The sequence below is a fragment of the Piscinibacter sp. genome (assembly GCF_047600445.1).
Classification (GTDB): domain Bacteria; phylum Pseudomonadota; class Gammaproteobacteria; order Burkholderiales; family Burkholderiaceae_C; genus Piscinibacter.
Map to the genome: position 1 here is coordinate 455,602 of NZ_JASGKT010000002.1, position 21,616 is coordinate 477,217.

The following is a 21,616-nucleotide window of genomic DNA, read 5'->3' on the forward strand; positions in this document are numbered from 1 at the left end:
GCCGGGCCCACGCAGGCTACTCCAGGTTCTGCACCTGAAGCGTGAGATGCGCTCCAAGTTGTTGATTTTCATGGCCTATTGGGGTGGTCGGCCTGCATTTCCCCCACGATTTACCCCACAAGATGCCTGGGCTGCGGTGAGACGATGTGCCACTGGAACAAGCGTGCGACGTGCGCATGATCAAAGAAAGTCTATCAGCCGAGGCCACCAGCGGAACTGTGCAAACTGGGGCAGCCACACCAGATGTCCTCATGGTCGATGGCTCCGCAAGCCCGAACTTGAGCACGTTGCGCATCTCCAGCATTGGTCTGTTGCCCCTGCTGGATCGCCCGACGCAGCGATGCAGAGACCTCCCATACATGGGACTGGCCGCCCATGTACTTGGACACCTTGATGTGATTGTTGCTTTCCAGCAGGTTCAGCACGAAATCGACGAAAGCACGAGGCTTGCCGACGCGCGTTGCTAATTCCTCATTCTGGCGGACGTTCTCGTTGACCAGCAGCGCGGCGATGCGCGCAACCACGTCCTGATAGTCATCGACATATGCCTGCGCGAACTGCTGAAAGCCGTAGTCCGTCAGCACGGCATGCGACAGCGGTGCGCCGAGAACCCGCCCGATCTTGATGTAGTAGTGCTGTTCGAGGATGTCCAGCGAATCGAGAAGCTCCTGCTCTGGCACGTCTTGGAGGGTCGGTTCTGCGCGCAGCCGCTCCCAGTCCACCAGACCTGCATCCTCGTCAATCTGGATTCGAGCAATGACGCGCAAGGCCAAGTCATCGACCCGCGTCAAACCAGAAATCAAGGGCGCTGGCCCGGAGAACCGGGCGGGCGGCTGGCCGATGGTTGGCTTGTCGTCCACGTCGAAGATCGCCGACAGGATGCGTTGCAAGCTCTGGTCGTAGTCGGCAAGGTCATCGACCTTTTGCCATAGGGTGGATCGCAGGCTTTCAGGCACCTCGCAATCGTCGATGACCACCGGGATCAAGCGGGTTCCGCGACTGATGCGGTTGACCACCGACGTGTTCAATTCTTCCCGCACCCAAGGCTTCTGAACGCTGACCGTGGACAAGACGACGATGACGGCCCGCGCTTCCTTCAGCCCTTCCTCGAAGATCTTGTCCACCAGACTGTCGCCCGGCTTCATCTCCCACTGGTCGAGCCATGCATCGACGCCGTTCTCCCGCAAGCGTCGGGCGAATTCGACGACGAAACGATCCTTGTCCTCGCTGGCGTGGCTGACGAAAACCTTGGGCGCGCTCATTCGCCCGCCTCGAATTCCGCGCTCTTGAACTTCAGCACGTTGCAGTTCTCCTTCACGGCGCGCTGAAGGCCGTCATCGAAGCCAGTCGGGGATTCGGCCTGAATCTCGATGGCGATCCGCACCTTCACGCCGGGGCGCAGGGTGAACTGCTGCACCACTTCGTCCACCACGTCGGCGAACTGCCGCTTGGCCTGAATCGGGTCGAGGTCGATGCTGGCGTAGAACTGCTTCTTGGCGCTCGCCGCACCCCCAGCCGGGAACCCGCCCGCGCCGGAGTTCTCGACGCGCGGCGGCGCTTTGCCGTCGCCCGTCACCAAGACCGTCGTTTCACCACTTGCCGCGCCGCTCGCATTGGCGGCACCGGCGCGCGATGCCTCCTCGGCCGCGCGCAGGGCTTCCATGTATGCGGCTGCGGTGTTCGGTTCGATCAGCAGCAGCGACGAATCCATGATGAGCGAGGTGCGCTTGCCGTAGCTGAACCCCACGTAGCGCAGCTTGCCGCCGTCCGTTTCCTTGCCTTGTGCGAAGCCGAAGAACTCGCGGCTTTCCGCGCCCGCGCCCATCGTGGTCTGAAACACCGTGTCGTCCTTCAGGCGCGGCAGGTAGAGCTGCTGGCAACTCTGCTGCCACACGTTGAGGGCGCTGGTGTCCTTCGCGTCGTCCTTCCAGAACCAGTCCTTCAGCACCTTGGCCAGATGGATGGGTGCCCACTCGCTAATGAGCAGTTCGTTTTCCTTGAGCACCCGCTCGATTTCCTGCGACCAGTTGGCAGCGCCGGGGTTGAGCGGGAAATGCTCCCACTTCACGTCGGACAGCCCCTTGCCGGGGCGTGCCTCCTGCACCGGCGCGACCAGCCACTTGTAGGTTTCGCGGATCATGCGCCGCACCGTTTCCTCGGCTTGATCCAGACTGGCCTGCGCCTGCTTGGCCATCAGGTTGTCGAGGACGATGCGGTTGTCCTTGTAGTCGCTGACGATGCTGCGCCACGCGAGGTGCGAGCGAACGTGATCCTTCAGTCGGCTCACGCTGTCGTAGTCCGCCGCAACGAAGATCAGGCGGTTCTGCTTGAAGCGGGGTTGGTCGCCGCGCTTCTTCAGAATCTCGGTCGTGCGTTCGATGGCGAGGCTCTGGCCGCTCTTGCTGAAGGCCGCATCCGGCGGCAGCACTACCAGCCGCAGCACCCAGTCGTCCGGCACGTCGCCGCTGCCGGTGAAGATGTGGATGCCGCCGAACACGCCGCTGGCAAAGCTGCGCTGCACGCGCTCGCGGATCGAAGGGAACACGTCCTCCCTGTCCTGAAAGCGGCGCTTGCGTTCTTCCATCTCGCGCCGCAGGTTCGGGCGCGTGTCCAGCCAGAAGCGGTTGTTGGCGGCGTTCAGGTAGTGCAGCCGGTCGCCCAAGCGCCGCAGCGCGTCCTTGAACAGGTTGGGCTGCTGGCCCGGCTGAGCCACGCCCAGGATCACGCGCTCCAGTTCCAAGCCGCGCACGCCTTGGTTGGACGTGCTGGGCGCGCTGCCGAGGAAGATGGCGCGCGCCGCGCGGCGGCAGGCTTGCACGCTGCCGAAGCGCGTGTCCTTGTTCTCGATCTCCCACGTCTCCGACCGCTCGCCGTCCACGTCGCGCTCGATCACCGGCGTCCAGCCCTGCGGCAGGTAATACAGCGCCTCGTTCAGCGTGTCCGCGTCCATCAGCGGAAAGCTGCCGGGCATGATCAGCGGGTCGTTGTTGCCGTCCTTCCACAGCCGGTGGATCACCTTCGCCATCAACTTCAGCACGCCGCGCGTGCGCTGGAAGTTGTCCAGCGTTGACCAGTCCTCGTACAGACGGTCGAACACCTCGGGGTGGATCGGGTAGGCGTGGGTCAGCCGCTCCAGATACTTGCTGTCCTGTGTTTCCTGCGGGAAGTCGTCGCGGTTCTCGATGTAGTAGTCCGCAAACGCGCGGCAGACCGATTCCATTGCCAGCTTGTCGTTGATGTTGCTGAAGAGGCGGCGGCGCACGATCTCGAATGCCTCCTCGGTGGCGACCGGCTTCCACAGCGCCTGAATGCGCCCGAAGTAGTGCGCCAGCGCCGCCAACGCCTTCTCGCCGCGCTGGCTGCCCGCCTCCTTCGCGGATTCCGGCAGCGAGGCCAGCAGCACGGCGGTCGGCACGGCCTTCAGGGCTTCGGTCAGCGCCTGCAGGAAGCTCAGGTTGGAATCGAAGGTGCCGCCCGACAGCGCCTTGCCTTCCTCGAACTGGCGCACATAGGCCACCAGCTCGTCGATCAGGATGACGCAAGGTGCGTAGCGGCCCAGCAGGTCAGCCAACACCTCCTTGCCCGGCGACGTGCCCGAGGCGTCGGCATCCGCCACGAGCTTGAAGCCCTCGGCCCCGCCCAACTGCCATGCCAAGTCGCCCCACAGGGTTCGGATGCTCTGCCCATCCTTGACGACCGGCTGGTTGGGTGAGGACTTGATGCCGTCGAGCACGGCGATGCGCGCCTTGGGCAGTTCGGTCACGCCCGCCGCGTCGAGGATGGCGGGCACGCCCTGCAAGTCGCTGGCCGGTGCCTCGCCTTTGGCGAGGTGATAGACCGCCAGCATGGTGTGCGTCTTGCCGCCGCCGAACGCGGTTTGAAGCTGGATGACCGGGTCGCCGCCTTGGCCCGCAAGGCGCTTGACGACCGAATCCAGCAACAGCCGCATACCTTCGGTGATGAAGGTGCGCTGGAAGAACAGCGCCGGGTTCTGGTATTCGGCGTTGGCCGTGCCTGCATGTACGCGCGACAGGTCGGCGGCGAATTCGGCCTGCTGGAACTTGCCCTCGCGAACATCGGAGTGCGGCTCTGCAATTTCTCGCCAGGGTTTGATTGTCATGATGTTATTTCCCTCCGACATGAATATTGCCGGCAACATAGCTGGGTGCCCGCACGCCACCACCAAATACAAGTGGCGCGTCATTTGTCTCGGGCATGGTTTCGGCCGCACCTCCGATGGCCACTGCCAGTTGGGGGTACACAGTTAACAATTCATCGGGCATGTCATCCATCCAGCTAGGACTGGGGTCAACGGACTGCCGCATGATTCGATGCCCATTGACCTCGATGAGGCCATTGCCCAAGGCTTGCATCATTGGCAACGGAGAGCTGCCACCCGTTAGCACCACATGCAGACGCACTCCATCCATCGCCAGCCAACGCAGCCATGACTGATCAACCGCGCCGAGTGCTTTCTTGAAACCATCTTCTACTGCTTGACCAAACCGGATGACCTTGGGGTCGGCGAGAAAATCTTCGAGCATGATTTTTCCGACGGTGTCATCTGACAGCGTGTATTCCAAAGTTCCGGTTTTGAACAATACTTCTTTAAGGCTCCGAATTCTTCTCGACAAGTCGGCAAGGATGAGCTTTCCTGAGTTATCACTCGGATCGATGGATTCTTTGTGTGCAATGAATCCACGAAGCAGCCCATCAACCTTGTCACCGGCCTGCATCAGGCCTTGAATGGAATTCGAGTTCTGGAATACGCGAGGCTCATCCTCTTCTGATTTTCGAGTTGAGACAAAAAGACCAAAGTCTGTCGTGCCAGCACCTACGTCCACAACCATGAACGCATCACGCATGTTTTCGCTATCGGCAATTGCGCCTGCGGCAACAGCCACAGGTTCTGGCACGCCTTCATCGATCAGGTAATCCGGGCGTTTTTCGAGCTTCTTGACTTGTTCAACGGCTGCTTTGAGTTCTGCAATATTGATCCCACCTGCCCAGCGACCACTGAATGTGTCAGCAAGCACCTGTGCCTCAGCCAACATCCGGCGCATCAAACTGTTGCCCCACTGGGCCTTGCTGTCTGGCCAACATGGACGGGCGTAGCGGCGCTTCACATACCTTGGTTCGGCAACGTGCTCTTTTAACGCGTGTTCTGCAACGTCAGTGAAGTAAGCCAAGTAGATGCGCAGCAAATCTCCCTGGGTCAACTTGACACCCGAAGGATTCATTGCTTTCGATAAGACGTTTGCGTCCCCGTCGAGAGAGCCTTCTTGCTGAAGACTGATCCACCCTTTGATGGAATCCAGCCGCTCCCTGCCAGAGTTCTCCAGACCTTGGCTCATTTCAATGGCTTCAAAGCCGAAATAGGCTTTGTAGTCGTCAGCAATGAATACCGAAGACGGTAGAGCGTAACCCTCCTTGCCTGCTGCAAGGCCTAACGCCAGGTCCAAATGCTGGTCAGGGAAGATCGACGCAAAGGCTTTGGACATGGCGGTCCCGAAGTCCAAGCACATCAGTACATCTGGTGCGGTTCTTTCTTCCTGCTGGATGGACGAAAGCACAAGGGCAATGCGAGGCGACTCTGCGGAGGCGTCGGCAACGATGGGCGCCGGGGCGGGGGGTAAATGCACCGGCGGTGTGGGTGATACGGGCGCGTCTTCTCCACCAAGCGCCTGTACGGCGAGGCGTAGCGCCTGCCGCTCGTGTGACGAGGCTGCACCAATGGCTTGATCGCGCTCGATGCGCTCTAGCAAGCTCGCCATCAAAATGGCTGCGGTTTTCTTATCCATTGTGTCCTCTCAGTTACTCGACGATTCCCTTTGCCACCACATCACCAACACCGCCATCAGATCGCTTGCGAACGATGGCGGGCTGCTTGACCAGCATGCGCTGTCTCGGCGCACCGCCCAAGACCGTGAAGAACTTGGGCGACATTTCGATTTCTTCACCCGGAACTCCGTACAAATCCAGTGCTCGCAGGCTTGCCGTCTGTTCGACCTGTACGGCCAAGGTCTGTATGCGATCCAGCAGATCTCGTGCGGCGGGAGCCATAGCAGGTTCGTAGATTTCCAGGTTGGCCAGCAATGGTTCATGCAAGTTGTCTCGCATGGCTCTGGCTCGCCGGGCCGCTTGCAAGGCCAGACCGATACTTTCATCGGCATTGCTGGCTGCTGCTTCAATAGCAGACTCACTGGCTGGACGAACGGCGCGTATGCGCCCTCGCTCCAACCAGTCCCGCACGTCTTCGGGCAATTCAGGATGCTTCTTGGCAAGATCACGTGCCAAGGCACGGGCGCGTTCTGGGTGACTGCACAGAACATCCAACTGGCCGAGCAATGTCTGGTCGCATTGACCTTGGCGGCCCAACAAAATCAGTGCCTCCGAGACATCCGTAATCAACCGCTCGAGCGGGCTGGTCAAGTCTTTGGGCCAGGACGTACTGCCAAGCAATCTGCGGCAGTAGGCAACCACGCTGTACATCTGAGGGTCGGCAACCACTGAGATGCGTGTGCGAACGATGTCATGCACCGTCAGCAAAGCCTCGCGCACCAAATCGAGCTGCACCTTTTCGGTCTGCGGCTTGCCTAGAGCAGACAAAGGCAAAGCCAGCATCTCGTACAAAGCCTTTCCCGGCTCGTCGCCAGCTTCCAGTTCTACTTCCAGAAGGGCACTGCGCAGAGCGACCAAGGTGCGAGCCAGCCGCCTCGCTACTGTTTCGCCCGGCTCTTCGGTATTAGGCCGTAAGGCCTGGAATGCGCTTGCTAGCTGCCGCAACGCTGTTGCGAGATCAGGTGAGCGCGCCAGTAGAGCGGCCATCACCTCCCCGCGTGCCTTCTCGCCCGTCTCCTCCTCTGCAATCGCTCTTGCCAGATAGGCGGGCAACCAGGAAGCAGACATCAGCGCGCAGGCTCTGGCCAGATTCAGACGGTCATCGGCTTCATTTAGCAGTTGCATCGAAGGCAGCTCATTCGCAAACGCGGGGCGCAACTGTTCGGCAATCTCTGGAGCCCATCGTTTGACCACTTGCCCAAGGCGTATGCACTCCGCGATGGACAGCAGTCGATGCTCTGGCGCAGCGTTCAATGCAAAAACCTGCGCCAGTAAGCGCGAGCGGCCATCTGCAACGGCGGGGTCGTCAGCTTGCTTGGGCAACACCTTGGCTGTGATCAATGCGGTCAATGCGACCCGGCGCTCTGCCGGAGGCGTGGCCGCATTGGCAAAAGCTGATAGAGATTCGGCAGTGCTGGGTGCATCAGCGGTCATGACAACACCTCCATTCAAAGGTCAAAACTGCCCTGAGCGCCCACCACACCTGCGCTAGCAGCTTCTGATTCGATAGCTACCCAGGCCGTCACCAGCTCGTTGTAAGCGCGCGCTTCTTCCGCCCAGCCCTTGCGTTCGCACAAGGTGTAGAGGCGGTAGGCCAGCGCGCGGATGGGTTCGGCGCGGGCGGGCATACGGGCCAGCAGGCTACCTGCACCGGATTCGCCGTCTTGGTTCAAGGCGCGGATCAGTTGGTGCAGCGCCTCCCACACCGGCAGCCGCGCGTCGTGCTCCGGCTGCCAGTCGCGTGGCAGCTCGGCCCACTTGAGCAGGCGCAGATCGCCCTTGCTGGACGCCACCACGCCACTGGCTTGCAGGCCGCCGACGCTGGTGCCCTTGGCGCGGGCCAGTACATCGGCGTCACCATATTTGCCAGTGGCCCAGCCTTGCTGCTCGAACCAGTGCAGGCAGAACTGCGTGTCGTGGTCGAAGTCGTCTTCGGCGAGGAAGCGGTTGATTAGTTGCAGCGCGGTGCGCACGCTCATCGGCGTGCCGTCGGCTTCCAACACGGCGGCGTATTGGCTGAAGATGGCCATGCCGGGGCCGATGATGGCTTGCGACAAGTCCACCGGCGCGACCGGCGAATTGACGCCGCCGCGCGTCATCTCGTCCAGCGCCTCGGGCAGCACGGCATTGAGTTCGCGGATGAATTCGCGGCGGCTGACCGTGAGTGCGTCGGCAGGGCGTTGGCGGCAGACGAGGACGATGCTGGAGGCCAAGGAGTTCTGATTTCCCTTGATTCCAGTTGTGCGCTCAGTCCGCATTGGCCAAGTGCCGTGAATGCTGAAACCGGCACGAAGTACCGCTTCAAGAAAGGTGTCCCATCCCGTGTTCGATGTACCCGCAGTTTCAGTGGTCTCGCTCTGCTTGAAAGCGTAGTAGATGGTGACCGGGAAAGCCGGATTCACCTGCTTCGCCAGATTGCGCAGCGCCTCGGTCATGCCGTCGAGGAAAAATAGCTCGGCCTTTTCCTTGCTGCCGTGACGATAGGGAGTAGCGACAAGTTCTTCGGCCTTGGGTACAGCGACAGTAGCGAATAGATCGGGATAGATCTGCCTCAACGAACGACGATGCCAGATATAAAAGTAGTCCGACAAATCCGCGTAGCCGATGTTGTCGTAGTACGGGGGGTCGGTTGAAAGAACCTTGTTCAAGCTGACTGACTGCGTTTGTGCATCAGCTTGAACGGCGTAGCTACGAGTAGTACCGGGCAACTTGTCAATGCCCTTTGCGACATAGGTTAAGTTCCCTTCAAAGTTGCCGCCAGACTCGCTGAATGGATTGGCTTCCGCAAAGTCCCACGCCATTGGGATGGCCTGCCGCCCGAACAGGTGCGCAACCAATTCGTTCTTAGGTTGATTGGCCCACACGCAGAGGTTCGACCAAAAGTCGGAGCTGCGCACTACGCCAAACGCCAAATACACCCCCACCGCCTCGGCATACGCCGTCGCGCCCGCGCCGGTTTGGGAGAGAGGTTCGTCGTCGTCGCGCAGTCCGGCGGCAATGGCGTCGGCCTTGACCTTGGCGATGGCCTCGCCCACCAAGTCCGAGAACGTGGTCAGCGCCACCAGTTGGCGCGGGGTGAAGAGGTCGCCGTACTTCGTCAGACCGTAACTGATCGTCCAGAAATTGCGCGGGTCGTCGGGCAGTGCCGTCTCCGGCTTCCACTCGGGCTGCGCTTGCCGCGCAATGGCTTCATGCGCATCGGTCGGCGCGAGATAGACGCGGCCCTGCTTGCCTTCGGCGACGATGGCCATGAGCTTCGCGCCCATGCGCCCGGCAACGCCCTCGGACTTGATGTAATTCGGCTCGATGGGCGAATCAGACAGCAGGCATCGAAAGTTCGCGCCGCGCGCCAGTTTGGTTCCGTTCTTCGCTGCTTCCGGTGGCGCACCGATCTTCACCGTGAAGCGATAGCTGTCACCGTCCACCACAGGCTGCACCCAGCTTTCCTTGCCTTCCTTGCTGCTGAGGATGAAGGTGGAGGCCAGTGGCACATCCACATGGCTGAACGCCGGGTTCGGGCTTTTCACCGTGCGCGCCCACAGCCATGCGATGACGGTGAGCTTCTGGCCGAGCAGCGGCTTGAGATCAGGACGCTCCTTCAGGATCTCGGCGGTGATCTCGATCTGTGGATACAGATGACCGATGCGCTTTTTAGCCTCCGCGCGCATCCACGCGCCGTAGCGGCGTACGTCCTCGGCCAGCCCCTTCGCGCCCGACCAGTCTTCGCTCAACTTGCCCTGCTTGTCGCCCGGCACGCGCGGCCCGACCGGTGCGCGGCCGGCGAAGCGCGGCGGGATTTCGATCATGGCCTTGTTGATGGTGACGGCCACGGGGTTGAGGTCGGAGGCATAGCTCTCCAGCCCAAGGCGCTGCGCTTCCAGAGGCAACGCGCCGCCACCTGCGAAGGGGTCGTGGAAGGCGGGCAGCTTGTCGGGGTTGAACAGTTCGGCGGCCTGCGGATGCGCCCTGTTCAGTTCGCAGACCTCGCGCCACGAGCGTCGGATTTCGGCGCGAGCACGTTCCAGTACTTCCTGGTTGTTGGTGTTCTCCCACTGCACCAAGTCTTCGATGATCTTGAACAGGCGCTCACGCTCCGCCTGCGCTTTTTCCTTGTTGACGCCGTATCGGAAGCCACCACCCTGCTGGTAGCCGGGGTCGTTGACCATCTGCGCGAAGATGACCGCCCGCGCCGCCGCCAGCGGACGCCGCGCCCACCACAGGTGCAGCGTACTGGGGTGGCCGTGGCGGATGGATTTCTCGCGTGCGGCAGCGGCGTTGATGGCATCGAGCGGCAGGGCGACTTCGATGAGTTTTTTTGGGGTTTTTATCTGAGCCATCATTAATTCTGCTTTCTCAAGGGGGCCAACACGGCTGCAGCCAGTTCTTCATAGACAGCCATTCCAGGCTGAATCAATGGAGCAAGATGCTCGATCGAAAAGGCTTCCGCTGAATTGCCATATCCATTCAATCCAAGCAGTTGCTTGATCTCGGTATATAGGCTATCCGTGATTGCCTTTACATCATCGCTCGGCTTGCCACGTCCCGGCAGCGTTTGCAACTGTTGTTGCTTTTTCTGTTTGATTTCTTCAATGGCATCAGGTTTACCGTGGAGCCCACAAAGCCTTTCCAGCACCTCGTCATCCCAAAGAAAACTCTCTATATCACGCCGAGAAAGAACATGAATGTCTTCTTGTCGCAGTTCTTCTATTTCGATTCCATTGCGGTCATCCTTGTCGAAGACTTTCCAGGTCTTCATTCCTGGCGCCAGCTTGGTCAGCAGGTAGGAAAATGCCTTCCCATCGATTTTTACCTCATTGCCGCCGCCCAAAGGCAAAAACTCAACTTCCGGATGCCACGGACTAAAGATTTTCTGATACACGGCAACATCAAAACTTGGCTTCTTCCCTGGCTGGCCAATTTTTCTGCCTTCACAAAAAACGACATATTCGGGAACGACCAACTTGGCTAGGTCATCCAGCGCAGTATGAAACATCTGCTGCCAAAACCGGCGGTTCGGCTGAATCGGCTGTAGCTTTACTGGCAGATCGAAGTTCTGATCGTGAAAATCGATGAAGGCGACCTGCCCCGGATTAGCGGTATTGAGTTCCGCCGCTTTACGCGCCATGCCAATGGAATGGGTGGAGAGCCAAAGCTGGCAGTTATCAGGAATTAGGTCGAACATGACTTCGAGCAGCCTGGCCTGCAGGCGCGTGTGCATATGAAGTTCGGGTTCGTCGATGCAATACACCGTGTCGTTGAACGCTTTGCGCTTGACGATGAAATCCAGCAGAAGATCGAATGCCGCCTTTTCTCCACCGGACAGGTTTTTGTAGTGAAAACCGGAAACGGTCCCCTTCTTAAATTTGAATGTGCCGTTGGTGAGAGGATTGCCGGGGCCTTCCAGAACCAAGTCACCAAAAACCTTGGTCATAGCAACGCGCACTTCACCAATCAATTCATTGGCGAGTTCAGCGACCTTTTTCTGTTGCGTCGCGACATCGTCGGAGTAGAGTGCCCTGACTGCTTCCGCAACCATGCGTTGATAGTTTTCGGATACTCGCTGCTCCTGCTGAATCAGCCGTTGTGGGCGGCGGGAGTCGTTCAAGATGTCATCTGCGTTTCCAAGTCCATTGGTCGTGAAATCGGCTTCGTGGCGATATGCCGATCGGATGTAGAAGTCTTTTCTGTTTTGCGCTTGTGGGAGCTGAACGGAGTCGCCGTGAAACTTGAGCTGAATACGTTGCAACACCGCACTCCAGTCGTGATTTCCGTGAGTGGGTAGACCGCGCTCATAGTATTCCGGCTCGTAATTTATGGCTTGCTTCGCATGGTTTATCCAAAAATTGAATGCTTCAAACAACGATGTCTTGCCACTCCCATTCGGGCCAGTCAGCAAAACCAGCTTGGTAGTGGCAAGCAGGCCGGTGATCGAAAGATCGGCAAACCGTTTGAAGTCCCGGATGTGGATGTTTTCGAGTTTCATGGCTATTTCCAGTGGGCCGGTCGATGCAGCACGAAGCCATCGGGCTTGACGACCTGATCGGGTAACTGGCTGGCGCGCAGCTTGTTTTCGCTGATGGCAAGGTGGCCGTTGGCGTGTTGCTTGAGCGACTTGGAGTGGCGGTGCGGCGGGAATGCGACGATGACGCGCTTGGCGGGGAAGCGTTCGCGCACGCGGCGGATGGGTGTGGTGAGGTCGCTGTCGCCCGAGATGACCAGGGCCACATCGAAAGCATCGTCGAAGGCGTCCGTCATCAACTGGATGGCGATGTTGACGTCGGTCATCTTTTCTTCGTAGTCCGGCCAGGTGGCGTGGCACGCACGGCATTCGCGGAGCTTTTCAAGGTAATGGCCGAACTGGCACTGCACGCCTTGCAGCGCCAGTGCTTCCAGGTAGTCGTTCTGCCGCTTCTGGTCAGCCGCGTTGCGGCCGTTGTCGCGGATGCGGGCAGAGAAGTAGTGCGTTCCCGCCAGTTCCTGGCCTGGCCTGAGCAGCGTGCGCGACAGCGCAGCCACGTCCAGCCAGTAATAGCGTTTGAAGCGAGCCTGCTTCAACCCGAAGTAGAGGTTGAAGCCGTCGATGTAGGCAATGACGCGGGTCACGGGCGAACCTCCAGCCGCTTGCCATGTGGCGCAAAGGTGATAGAATGCACTCCACTAACCCCCCCGGAGATAGCATCTCCGGCCCGACGCCCCGCAAGGGGCGTTTCTCTTTGTGGGGTTGGTTCCAGCCCCACCGCAGATCGCATCTGTGGCCCAACGCTTCCCATGTAGAGGCGTTTCTCTTGGCGGGTCTGGACGGTCATCACAGCAAAGCCCCCGGCGCGACGGCCTTGGCCAGCAACTGGCCCAGATCGAGGTTCTTGCTGGTTTCCGCCCAGTCCGGCTCCTGCGTGAAGGGCTGGCGCACGTAGAACGGGCCTTCGTGGTTGTTGCCGTCCACCAGCACGACGGCAAGGATGAACTTGTCCGCTTGGTTCAGGCCGTAGAGGATTTCGTTGCGGGTGACCGTGATGGTGGACTGGCCCTTGGCGCGGCCCTTCACCTCGATGTGGCGCGTGGTCGTCAGGCGGCCATCCACGGGCTTGGGCTGGCTGGTCACGTCCCAGCCGCACTTCTGCGCCGAGACGTCGATCACGTCATGGCCCAGCGCGCGCTCGGCCTCCATGACTGCGCGCATGGCCATCTGCTCGACACGGGCGCGGGCGGCGGCGTCCGCCGACCAGCCGCCCTGTTCGGCGGGGATGCCCTTGCGCTGCATCAGCAGGCCCGCCGGGATGACGAGCGCGCCGCCCAGCACGACCGGCGTGGCCGAGACCACATGGCGCATGGCCAGCAGTTCCTTCTCGCGCGACTGGCGGCGTGCCGTCAGGTCGTCGATGGTGCGGCGGACATTCTCCAGCGTCAGGCGCACGTCCTTGCCTGCTGCCATGTCGTCTTGCAGCTTGATGTAGCGGTCTGACCAGAAGTTGATCTCCTTGACCAGCCGCTCATGGACGGCGGCCAGGGTCTTGTCCACGGACTTCTCGCGCCGCGAGCGCACTTCGTCGAAGTGTTCGGGCACGAGGTGGCTGCCCGCGTGGGCGAGCGCCGCGTGCTCCAGATCTTTGGCGATCCACGGCGAGGCCAGCACGTCTTGGATCAGCGCCATGTCGGAAGCGTCGAGCGGCTCCAAGTCCAGATGCGGTGCCCAGCCCGCGTTGACGGTGTTGCCTGCGGCGTCGATCTCGACGAACTGCATGCGGCGGGAGGCGACGCGGTTGGGGTCTTGGCCTTCCAAAACCCGGTGATCGATGATGAACATGACCTTGGGCGTAACACCCAAATCGCTCGGATCGACCAGCACCGCGCCTTGCTTCAACTTGTTGCGGTGCTGCTCCAGCACGATGTCGGTGACCGACTGCATCAGGGGGTGGCCCGGATGCAGCAGGCTGGCCATCGGCGCGCCCACACGGTCGGTCAAGCGCACGTACTGCTTCTCGAAGCAGACGCGCTCGTAGCGGCGCAGCACGGGGTCGGCGTTGCGGCGATCCCCGCCCGTGATTTGGCGGTCGCGCTCGCGGATGATGGCGGGGACGTTGGTGATCTCGTAGCGGCCCGGCTCGCGTGACCGCAACTCGCCGCCCAAGGACGCGAAGGCTTGATTGAAGAAGGCGCGGATGAAGAAGGGCTGGAGCTTGCGGGCCTCGGCCTTCTCCATTTCCTCCTTGACGGCGAACAGGCGCTTCTCGTCCATCACCTCTTCGCACAGGGCGTTGCGCTTGATGATGTTTTCGAGGTGATCGGTGTCGAGCGCGCCTTCGATCTTCCTGAGCAGGCGAGCGCGCACCTCCGGGTCGGCCCCGTAGCGGATGGCCTCGATCAGCAAGTCCTTGAGGCTTTTCTCCTCGAACATCTCGCCGAGGATGTCGAACACGCGCCCGCCCAGCGCCGCGCGCTCGACTTCGAGCTTCTCGAACAGGCGCTGGAAGACGTCGCCCTCGCGGGTTTCGGAGGCGACCATGTTCCAGAGGTGGCAGACCTCGGTCTGGCCGATGCGGTGGATGCGGCCGAAGCGTTGCTCCAGCCGGTTGGGGTTCCACGGCAGGTCGTAGTTGACCATCAGGTTGGCGTTTTGCAGGTTCACGCCTTCGCCCGCCGCGTCGGTGGCGAGGAGCACGCGCGCGGTCGGGTCGTTGCGGAACAGTTCCTGCACCTTGCGCCGTTCCTCGCGCTTGACACCGCCGTGGATCATCACCACGGCTTCCTCGCTGCCGATGAGGCCGCGAATCTTGACCGCGAGGTAGTTCAGCGTGTCACGGTGCTCGGTGAAGATGATGAGCTTGCGCTGCCGCCCGCCACCATTGTGATGAGGGTCGTGCATCTCCGGCGTGTCTTGCAGCAGGCGGGAGAGTTCGTCCCACTTGCGGTCTTGGCCGGAATGCACGACCTGCCGGGCCTGTTCTTCCAGCCCTTCGAGGATGATGATTTCGGCTTCGAGTTCTGGGATGGTCTGGGAGGCAGTGGCCTGATCGACCAACCGTTCCTCCAGCGCTTCATAGTCCTCGGAGGGAAGGTCATCGGCAGAGTCCCAGATGTCCTCGGGCAGGCCGTTGCTGCCATTCAATGTCTCTGCCAGTGCCTGACCACGCTGGCGCAGTTTTTCGTCCTCGACACGGCGCTTGAGCTTGTTGCGGCGGCGCTTGAGCGACTGGTAGATGGCCTCGGGGCTGGAGGCAAGCCGCCGTTGCAGCGCGGTCAAGGCAAAACCGACTGTGCCTTTGCGGCCACCATCAGCCAGTTGGTCAGCACGGGCGAACTCGGTCTTCACGTAGTCCGTGACTGCTGCGTACAAGGCGGCTTCCGGATCGGAGAGCTTGTAGTTGACGGTGTACGCGCGCCGTTCGGGAAACAGGCGCGTGCCGTCGAAGCGCAGCATGTCTTCCTTGACCATGCGGCGCATCAGGTCTGCCACGTCGACCTTGTGTGCGCCATCGCGGAACTTGCCGTAGAAGCGGTCTGCATCCAGCAGCGACATGAAGAGCTGGAAGTCCTCCTCCTTGCCGTTGTGGGGCGTGGCCGTCATCAGCAGAAAGTGGCGGGTGATGGCTCCCAGCGTTTCGCCAAGCAGGAAGCGCTTGGTCTTGTTGACCTTGTTGCCGAAGTAGCTGGCCGAGAGCTTGTGGGCTTCATCGACGACGACCAGATCCCACTGCGTGAGCCTGAGCTTTTCTTGCAGGTCTTCGGAGCGCGCCAGTTGATCGACACGGGCGACCAGCAGGTCGAAGTCGTCGAAGGGATTGCCGCTGCGGGACTGCTCGACCTGCTCGCGCGAGAACAGCGTGAACGACAGGCCGAACTTCTCGAACATTTCGTCCTGCCATTGCTCGACCAGCGAGCCAGGCGCGACGATAAGCACGCGCTTGGCGTCGGCGCGCATCAGCAGTTCGCGGATGAACAGGCCCGCCATGATGGTCTTGCCCGCGCCGGGGTCGTCGGCCAGCACGTAGCGCAGCGGCTGGCGCGGCAGCATGGATTCATAGACCGCCGTGATCTGGTGCGGCAGCGGTTCCACGTTCGAGGTGTGGACGGCCATCATCGGATCGAACAGGTGGGCCAGATTGATCCGGTAGGCCTCGGCGGCGAGCTTGAAGGCGTCGCCTGGCGCATCGAAGGCCCACGGGCGGCCCGACTCGGCCAGCGACAGGTTGGCTTCGTCCGTGCGGAACAGCATCCGCTCGCGCAGCGTGCCGTCGGCGGTCTTGTAGTAAACGGTGAGGGCGTTGTCGCCGACAGGCTCGGTCGTGACGATGCGCACCACCTGCCCGGGCTCCAAGCCCGAGATGGCTGCGTTCTTCTGGATCTGTTCGAGCTTCAGCACGGCGCGCCCCTTCGTCTTCGTTCCGGGTGCCGCTCAGGGCTTGCGCCGGTTGTAGGGCGACTGGTTAGTTGGCTTGAGCGAGACATCGTTTTCGCTCGCCTTGGCGCGCACCGCGTCTTCCGTGCGGCCCATCTTCAGGCCGATGACGCGCGTGGGCGTGTTCTGCTTGGCGAGCTGCTTGAGCTGCGAAACGTCGGCAGGCGACCATTGCTTGCCGTGGTTGGAGGGCGACTTAGCCATGATGGAACTCCTTTCGGTCGTGAAAGTGCTTGGGGACGGACGTGAAGCAGAGGGCCATGTTCGTCACCATTCCTTGCTGCCTTCGCCGTAGCCCGGCGCGAGGACGAGGTTGGTGACGCCGTAGAGCGCCTGCCGGTTGCGCAGCCACAGGTGGTATTCGCCGCCCTTGAGGCTATGGTCGTCGGTGCAGTCCACGTTCCAGCGGCGCAGCAGGTAGCCCGCCATCGCCGCGCGCGTGCGCATCTTCAGCACGCCGCCTTCCATGCCGTACTCGGCTTCGATGGTGTCGGGGTGCTGCACGTTGGCCGGATGCGGGACGAGTTCCAGCTCGGTGATGCGGTTCCACTGGATGTCCTGAGCGGGCGTTTCGTGGTCGGCGACTTCGCCCGGCAGAATGCTGGCGTCGTCGAAGCGGCCCAGCACGAAGTCGCGGAACTCACCGCTGCGCCGGTCGAAGGCCCGCAGGTGCCAGCGCAGGCCGCTGTCTGCCAGCGCGAAGGGCACGATCTCGCGCGTGGTGAGACCACTGGACAGGGCACGGTAGGAAATCTTGACGGCTGCGCCACGGTGGATGGCGCGCGTCAGCGTCGAGAGCAGTTCTAGATCGACCCTGCCCGGCAGGCCGGTGCCCTCGGTGGCGACGATGCCCCGAAAGCGGGCAGGCTCGGCGTCGCCGTAGGCTTGGGACAGCCATGTGAGGACGCGCTCGACCGGGAATTCGAACAGGGGCCGGAACCACGCGGCGCGCACGTAGACCTTGCCCTTGGTGTCGTACTCCATGTTGCCCGGGGCCAGATCCTTGTACTGGGCAATGTCCCGCGTGGCCGCCGCCGTTTGGATGTCGAAGCGGGAAACCAGGTCCTGACGCCGGATCTCACCCATGAAGCGCAGGCGCAGTTCGACGAATGCAAGGCGGTCGCGCTGCGTCTGAGTGAGATCGGTAAGTTGGTTGCTGGCCATCGATTTTTCCTGGTAGTTCACGGCTACCGATGTCAGCATCTTAATACAACGAATATTGATTTGATCAATATTCAACATCATCATCAAAATGATGATGATGATGTTGAATATTGGGGCTAGCTAAGTTGCTAGCTCGTAGCTGGTACTACGTCCACCGCCAGGTGCTCTGCGCAGCACTCCCAGAATGAGCAACTGGTTGATATCGCGCAGCGCCGTATCCGGCGAGCACTTGCCGATGGCGGCCCACTTGCTGCTGGTGAGCTTGCCGTCGAAGCCGTCGAGCAGGCGATTGAGGAGCTTGATCTGGCGCTCGTTCATCGGCGTGCCGGCCCAGCGCTGCCAGAACCGAGCCTTGGCCAGCACGCCGTCGAGCGTGGTCTGGGCGCTGGCGACGGCTCGGCCCAGCGTGCCGAGGAGCCAGGCCAGCCACTCGGTGACGTCCAGCGAGCCCTTCTGGGTGCGTTCGAGGATGTCGTAGTAGGCCTTGCGCTCGCGCTGGATCTGCGCCGACAGGCTGTAGAAGCGCTGCTCGGCGCCATCGGTACGCGCCAGGAACAGATCGCCCACGGCGCGCGCGATGCGGCCATTGCCGTCGTCGAAGGGGTGCAGGGTGACAAACCAGAGGTGGGCCAGCCCGGCCTTGATGAGGGCGGGGTCGCCAGTTTCATCGTTGGCCCATGTCAGGAAACGTGCCATCTCAGCCGGCAGCACGTCTGCGGGGGGCGCCTGAAAGTGAACCTTGCGACGGTTCATCGGGTCGGACACGACCTGCATCGGGCCGGCCGCGTCATCGCGCCATTGGCCCACGGTGATCTTGGCGAGGCCAGAGTAGCCCGTCGGGAACAGGGCGGCATGCCAGCCGAACAGGCGCTCGGCCGTCAAAGGCTTGGTGCTGCGCGAGGTGGCGTCGAGCACCATCTCAACCACGCCCTCGACATGTCGATCAACTGGCGCCAGGGCGCCGATGTCCATGCCCAGGCGGCGGGCGATGGACGAGCGGACGGAGGCGACGTCCAGCAGCTCGCCTTCGATCTCGCTGGTCTTGACCACATCGTCCGTCAGCGCCGCCAGGCTGGCCTGGTCGCGCAGCGTCAGCCCGACGTCGGCCAGACGACCCAGCAGCATGCCCTGGGCGCGGCTGACCTCGGCCAGCGCTTGGGCCAATGCAGGCAGGTCGTAGCGCCACTGGGGCCAGTCGCCGGACTGCCAGATGTAGGTATTTTCTCCGCTATGCATGCGGAGATTAGATGCCCAATTCACCGCATGGGCAAGTGAATGCCGCAATTCATGCGGTGAAAGAGGTCTGCAATCACCGCACGGGGCGGCGATTCCGCTGCGCTTCGCTACTTGATTCGTCGCAGCCGCGGTGGCTCGGCGGATACCGCTGTCAACGCCTTCTCCAGGCCACGATCCACTTGTCCGCGCAGCCAGGTTCGCCCGAGCAGCCGTCGGATCACCTGTACGGGCAAGTACAGCACCCCGAGGGGCACGGCCACCACCAGGGCCAGCACATCCCAGCCGAGGGCCAGGGCGGCGCCCGAGGCGATGATGCCAACCGACACGAGCCCGTCGCAGCGGCGCAGCAGCAGCGGCGGATCGGCGCGGATGAAGTTGACCTGCCGGCCTGTGTTCAGGTTCACCAGGCCCACAACCAGTCCCCTGAACAGCAGCACACAGACCTCGTGCCCGCGCCGTGCCGGCATCGAGCGGCTGTGGACCACGAGCTTCACGTCCTGGTCGACGCCATCGGTCCGGGCCAGCCAGAACTCCCGCCGTTCGCGCGCGGGATACTGCTCGCACCAGCGCATGGGGACATTGATGTAGCGCTGCACTTCGGTCAATTGGCCGGTGATATACCAGAACTGGCTCATTTCGGGCTCCGCTTGCTGAAATGAGCACAAGCTCTCATGGCCGTGTGATTCGTCAACTACCGCGACGAGCCGTGTGAGCTTCCTGCTGGTGACTCCCCAGTGCCACTGCGTCCTGACGACCGTGACATTGCAGTGAGAATTTCGGATCCGACAGCATGCATGGTTTCCGAAAAAGTGGCATTCGAGTTGCCCTTCAGATGCTCTCCAGGTGGGGAAGTCGATCTGGGCCCAAGCGTTCCCGAGTGGGCTCGAAACCAGAGGCCACAACAATGGGAGTCAAGCCCTGTTGCTGACTCGGCGGCGCACGCTTTCGGAAGATATTTGTCCCCGTCGTTTCAGTTGCGAGCGCCACCCGAAACGGCCGCCATTTCGGGGCATTGCAGGGGCGTGCGTCGATGAGTTGTTGACGTTCGTCTGCCGCCGATGTCAACTGCAGTCTCCCGAGGCCTCCTGGCCTGCTCCATCGCGGAGCGAAAGGCGTTGCGGTCGTTACCCGCCTTCCCATTGCCTGGCCTCTGAGTCTGGTGCGGCATGATCCTCCGAGACCATGCCCGGCGTTGTTTTCAACGTAGAGCGGCACATGTCCTGCCGGCGCTTTGTTGCCGGTCGTTCCCCGAGAACGTGTCATGTGCCTGACTGTTCGCTGACCGGCACCCGATGCCGAGCCACCGAGTCCGTCATCCTTTCGAGCACGCGCATTCGCGCAGCACACGGCTGTGCTTGCCCTCATGGGCTCCCCGTGTGCGCCCGCTCGTGAACCTGGCACTGCCCTGGACTTTCGGTCGAGGGGCGGATCCCTGCAGGTGGATGACGCTGCGTTTCGAGAACCGATCCATTCCATCGCGTTGAAGGCCAGACCTTCGCGCCGATGTCGTCCGTGCCCTGCGAGGCAGGACGGCATCACAACGCCCGGCAGACGCAGAAATGCGCCACCGGGTTGGATCACTCTGTTTCATTTTTAAGACCGACCGAGCCGGCCGTCGCGCAAGTGGCGTGATGTCGGCGAACACCTGGGTAGGCAAGGCACCGCCGTGGTCGGGTGCCTCGCCGAAATGACCCGACCACGCATGGACATCGCGACGGAATCCGCGCTGCCCATGGATTCGATCGATTCCACCTCTTTCAACCGCTGCGCGCCGCCGGGACGGCGCGCGGCTTCTTCACAGGAGATGGCCATGGCCACCTTTTCCGCTTCGAACTCCAATCGCCGCCGCCAGGGCGGCATCGATACAGCGCGCCACACCCGATATGAGCCACCCCAGCAGGTGCTCGATCGCTACCGCCCCGGCAAAGCCGACCCGATGCGTGTGCTCGAAGTGTTGATCGAGCTGTTTAACGCCCAGCACACCGCACTGAAAAAGACCGTCTCGCACAAGACGCGCCAGGAGCGTGCCGACTTCCTGCGGCGCTTCTTTCGCGACTTGCGCCTCAAGGCCGGGTTCAAGACGCTGCCAGATCCGCGCAACCTGGGGCAGAAGCACATCCATGCCATGGTGACTGTCTGGCAGCGTGAACGACTCGCACCCGCCACCATCCAGACCTACCTGAGCTTCCTGCGCGGACTGGCGCTATGGCTGGGCAAGCCTGGGTTCATCCTAAAGCCGGATCGCTATGGCCTGACGCTCGCAGAGTACCAACGCCATGAGTGCGCCCAGCACGACAAGAGTTGGAGTGCCGCGGGTGTCGACATCGATGCGGTGATAGGGCGCGTGTGTGCCTATGACCCCTATGTCGGCGCATCGCTGCGGCTCATTCGAACGATGGGTTTGCGGCGCAAGGAAGCGGTGATGCTGAGGCCCCACGGCTGCGTCGTGGCGTTCGCGGCGACAGGACTGCCCGTCGAGCAGCGGCAGGCCGACGAATACGTTTGGATCCAGCAGGGTGCCAAGGGCGGCCGGCCGCGCTTCGTGCCGCTGGATTCGCTGCAGCGCATCGAAGCGTTGCAGTTTGCGCAAAGCGTCGCACAGGGGCCGAACGCTCACATGGGTAACCCAGACCGTGGTCTCGTGGAAAACCTGCGGCGCTTCGACTACGTGATGGCGCGCTTCGGCATTACGAGCAAAAAACTGGGAGTGACGGCACATGGCCTACGCCACCAGGCTTTGATCGAGCACTACATCGAACAGACCGGCGGGGTGGCGCCACCCGTGCGCGGTGGTGAAGCAGGGGTGGAACTGGACGCCGTGGCGAGGCAGTCGACAGCGCACCTGGCAGGGCACCATCGCACTCGCGCCTCCGGGGCGTACCTTGGGGCCGTCCTGCATCGTCGCCAGCATGACGAGCAAGCAGAGCTACCGGACGAAGATGCTTCACCTGTAGGCGCCTGACTACTCTGTGTCCGGAG

The 21,616-nt window shown here is 61.8% G+C and carries 13 protein-coding genes; 1 reads left to right on the top strand and 12 read right to left on the bottom strand.

Annotated features, from left to right (window positions below; genetic code table 11):
• Positions 1-194: 194 nt before the first annotated feature.
• The 12 genes from QM792_RS06140 to QM792_RS06195 all read right to left on the bottom strand — a co-directional run bounded on the left by QM792_RS06140 (position 195) and on the right by QM792_RS06195 (position 19,272).
• Positions 195-1,262 carry a toll/interleukin-1 receptor domain-containing protein gene (locus QM792_RS06140; protein ID WP_415148497.1) on the bottom strand — a complete coding sequence of 356 codons (1,068 nt, stop codon included), beginning with the start codon at positions 1,260-1,262 and terminating at the stop codon, positions 195-197.
• Entirely contained in the window at positions 1,259-4,120 is a 2,862-nt protein-coding gene (locus tag QM792_RS06145; RefSeq protein ID WP_415148499.1) for an ATP-binding protein, read from the bottom strand. Before QM792_RS06145 ends, QM792_RS06140 begins: the two co-directional genes overlap by 4 nt.
• A gap of 4 nt (positions 4,121-4,124) precedes the next feature.
• Positions 4,125-5,801, bottom strand: coding sequence for a hypothetical protein (locus QM792_RS06150; protein WP_415148501.1), 1,677 nt, complete (start codon positions 5,799-5,801; stop codon positions 4,125-4,127).
• 13 nt (positions 5,802-5,814) lie between these two features.
• Complete coding sequence (locus QM792_RS06155) at positions 5,815-7,275, bottom strand: hypothetical protein (RefSeq protein ID WP_415148503.1); 1,461 nt, start codon at positions 7,273-7,275, stop codon at positions 5,815-5,817.
• 14 nt (positions 7,276-7,289) lie between these two features.
• The gene (locus QM792_RS06160) at positions 7,290-10,178 is read right to left on the bottom strand and encodes a DUF1156 domain-containing protein (RefSeq protein WP_415151592.1); all 2,889 of its coding nucleotides are present in this window, start codon (positions 10,176-10,178) and stop codon (positions 7,290-7,292) included.
• 2 nt (positions 10,179-10,180) lie between these two features.
• Positions 10,181-11,824, bottom strand: a complete 1,644-nt coding sequence (locus QM792_RS06165; protein WP_415148505.1) for an AAA family ATPase — start codon at positions 11,822-11,824, stop codon at positions 10,181-10,183.
• Between the two features lie 2 nt (positions 11,825-11,826).
• Positions 11,827-12,444, bottom strand: coding sequence for an NYN domain-containing protein (locus tag QM792_RS06170; RefSeq protein ID WP_415148506.1), 618 nt, complete (start codon positions 12,442-12,444; stop codon positions 11,827-11,829).
• A 202-nt stretch (positions 12,445-12,646) separates the two neighbouring features.
• A complete protein-coding gene (locus QM792_RS06175) occupies positions 12,647-16,201 on the bottom strand; it encodes a helicase-related protein (protein ID WP_415148507.1) in 3,555 nt (1,184 codons plus the stop codon).
• Between the two features lie 33 nt (positions 16,202-16,234).
• On the bottom strand, positions 16,235-16,441 hold the full coding sequence (locus QM792_RS06180; protein WP_415148509.1) for a hypothetical protein: 207 nt from the start codon (positions 16,439-16,441) through the stop codon (positions 16,235-16,237).
• Positions 16,442-16,504: 63 nt separating this feature from the next.
• Complete coding sequence (locus QM792_RS06185) at positions 16,505-17,401, bottom strand: helix-turn-helix transcriptional regulator (protein ID WP_415151593.1); 897 nt, start codon at positions 17,399-17,401, stop codon at positions 16,505-16,507.
• A gap of 120 nt (positions 17,402-17,521) precedes the next feature.
• The gene (locus tag QM792_RS06190; RefSeq protein WP_415148510.1) at positions 17,522-18,637 is read right to left on the bottom strand and encodes a Fic family protein; all 1,116 of its coding nucleotides are present in this window, start codon (positions 18,635-18,637) and stop codon (positions 17,522-17,524) included.
• Positions 18,638-18,744: 107 nt separating this feature from the next.
• Complete coding sequence (locus QM792_RS06195; RefSeq protein WP_415148512.1) at positions 18,745-19,272, bottom strand: hypothetical protein; 528 nt, start codon at positions 19,270-19,272, stop codon at positions 18,745-18,747.
• Positions 19,273-20,339: 1,067 nt separating this feature from the next.
• On the opposite strand from QM792_RS06195, the gene QM792_RS06200 reads away from it, so the two are divergent.
• Positions 20,340-21,599 carry an integrase domain-containing protein gene (locus QM792_RS06200; protein WP_415148513.1) on the top strand — a complete coding sequence of 420 codons (1,260 nt, stop codon included), beginning with the start codon at positions 20,340-20,342 and terminating at the stop codon, positions 21,597-21,599.
• Positions 21,600-21,616 lie beyond the last annotated feature (17 nt).

Excerpts from the sequence above, each read along its gene's own strand:
- QM792_RS06140 (WP_415148497.1), bottom strand. The coding sequence starts at position 1,262 with ATGAGCGCGCCCAAGGTTTTCGTCAGCCACGCCAGCGAGGACAAGGAT.
- QM792_RS06145 (WP_415148499.1), bottom strand. The coding sequence starts at position 4,120 with ATGACAATCAAACCCTGGCGAGAAATTGCAGAGCCGCACTCCGATGTT.
- QM792_RS06150 (WP_415148501.1), bottom strand. The coding sequence starts at position 5,801 with ATGGATAAGAAAACCGCAGCCATTTTGATGGCGAGCTTGCTAGAGCGC.
- QM792_RS06155 (WP_415148503.1), bottom strand. The coding sequence starts at position 7,275 with ATGACCGCTGATGCACCCAGCACTGCCGAATCTCTATCAGCTTTTGCC.
- QM792_RS06160 (WP_415151592.1), bottom strand. The coding sequence starts at position 10,178 with ATGGCTCAGATAAAAACCCCAAAAAAACTCATCGAAGTCGCCCTGCCG.
- QM792_RS06165 (WP_415148505.1), bottom strand. The coding sequence starts at position 11,824 with ATGAAACTCGAAAACATCCACATCCGGGACTTCAAACGGTTTGCCGAT.
- QM792_RS06180 (WP_415148509.1), bottom strand. The coding sequence starts at position 16,441 with ATGGCTAAGTCGCCCTCCAACCACGGCAAGCAATGGTCGCCTGCCGAC.
- QM792_RS06185 (WP_415151593.1), bottom strand. The coding sequence starts at position 17,401 with ATGGCCAGCAACCAACTTACCGATCTCACTCAGACGCAGCGCGACCGC.
- QM792_RS06190 (WP_415148510.1), bottom strand. The coding sequence starts at position 18,637 with ATGCATAGCGGAGAAAATACCTACATCTGGCAGTCCGGCGACTGGCCC.
- QM792_RS06195 (WP_415148512.1), bottom strand. The coding sequence starts at position 19,272 with ATGAGCCAGTTCTGGTATATCACCGGCCAATTGACCGAAGTGCAGCGC.
- QM792_RS06200 (WP_415148513.1), top strand. The coding sequence starts at position 20,340 with ATGGACATCGCGACGGAATCCGCGCTGCCCATGGATTCGATCGATTCC.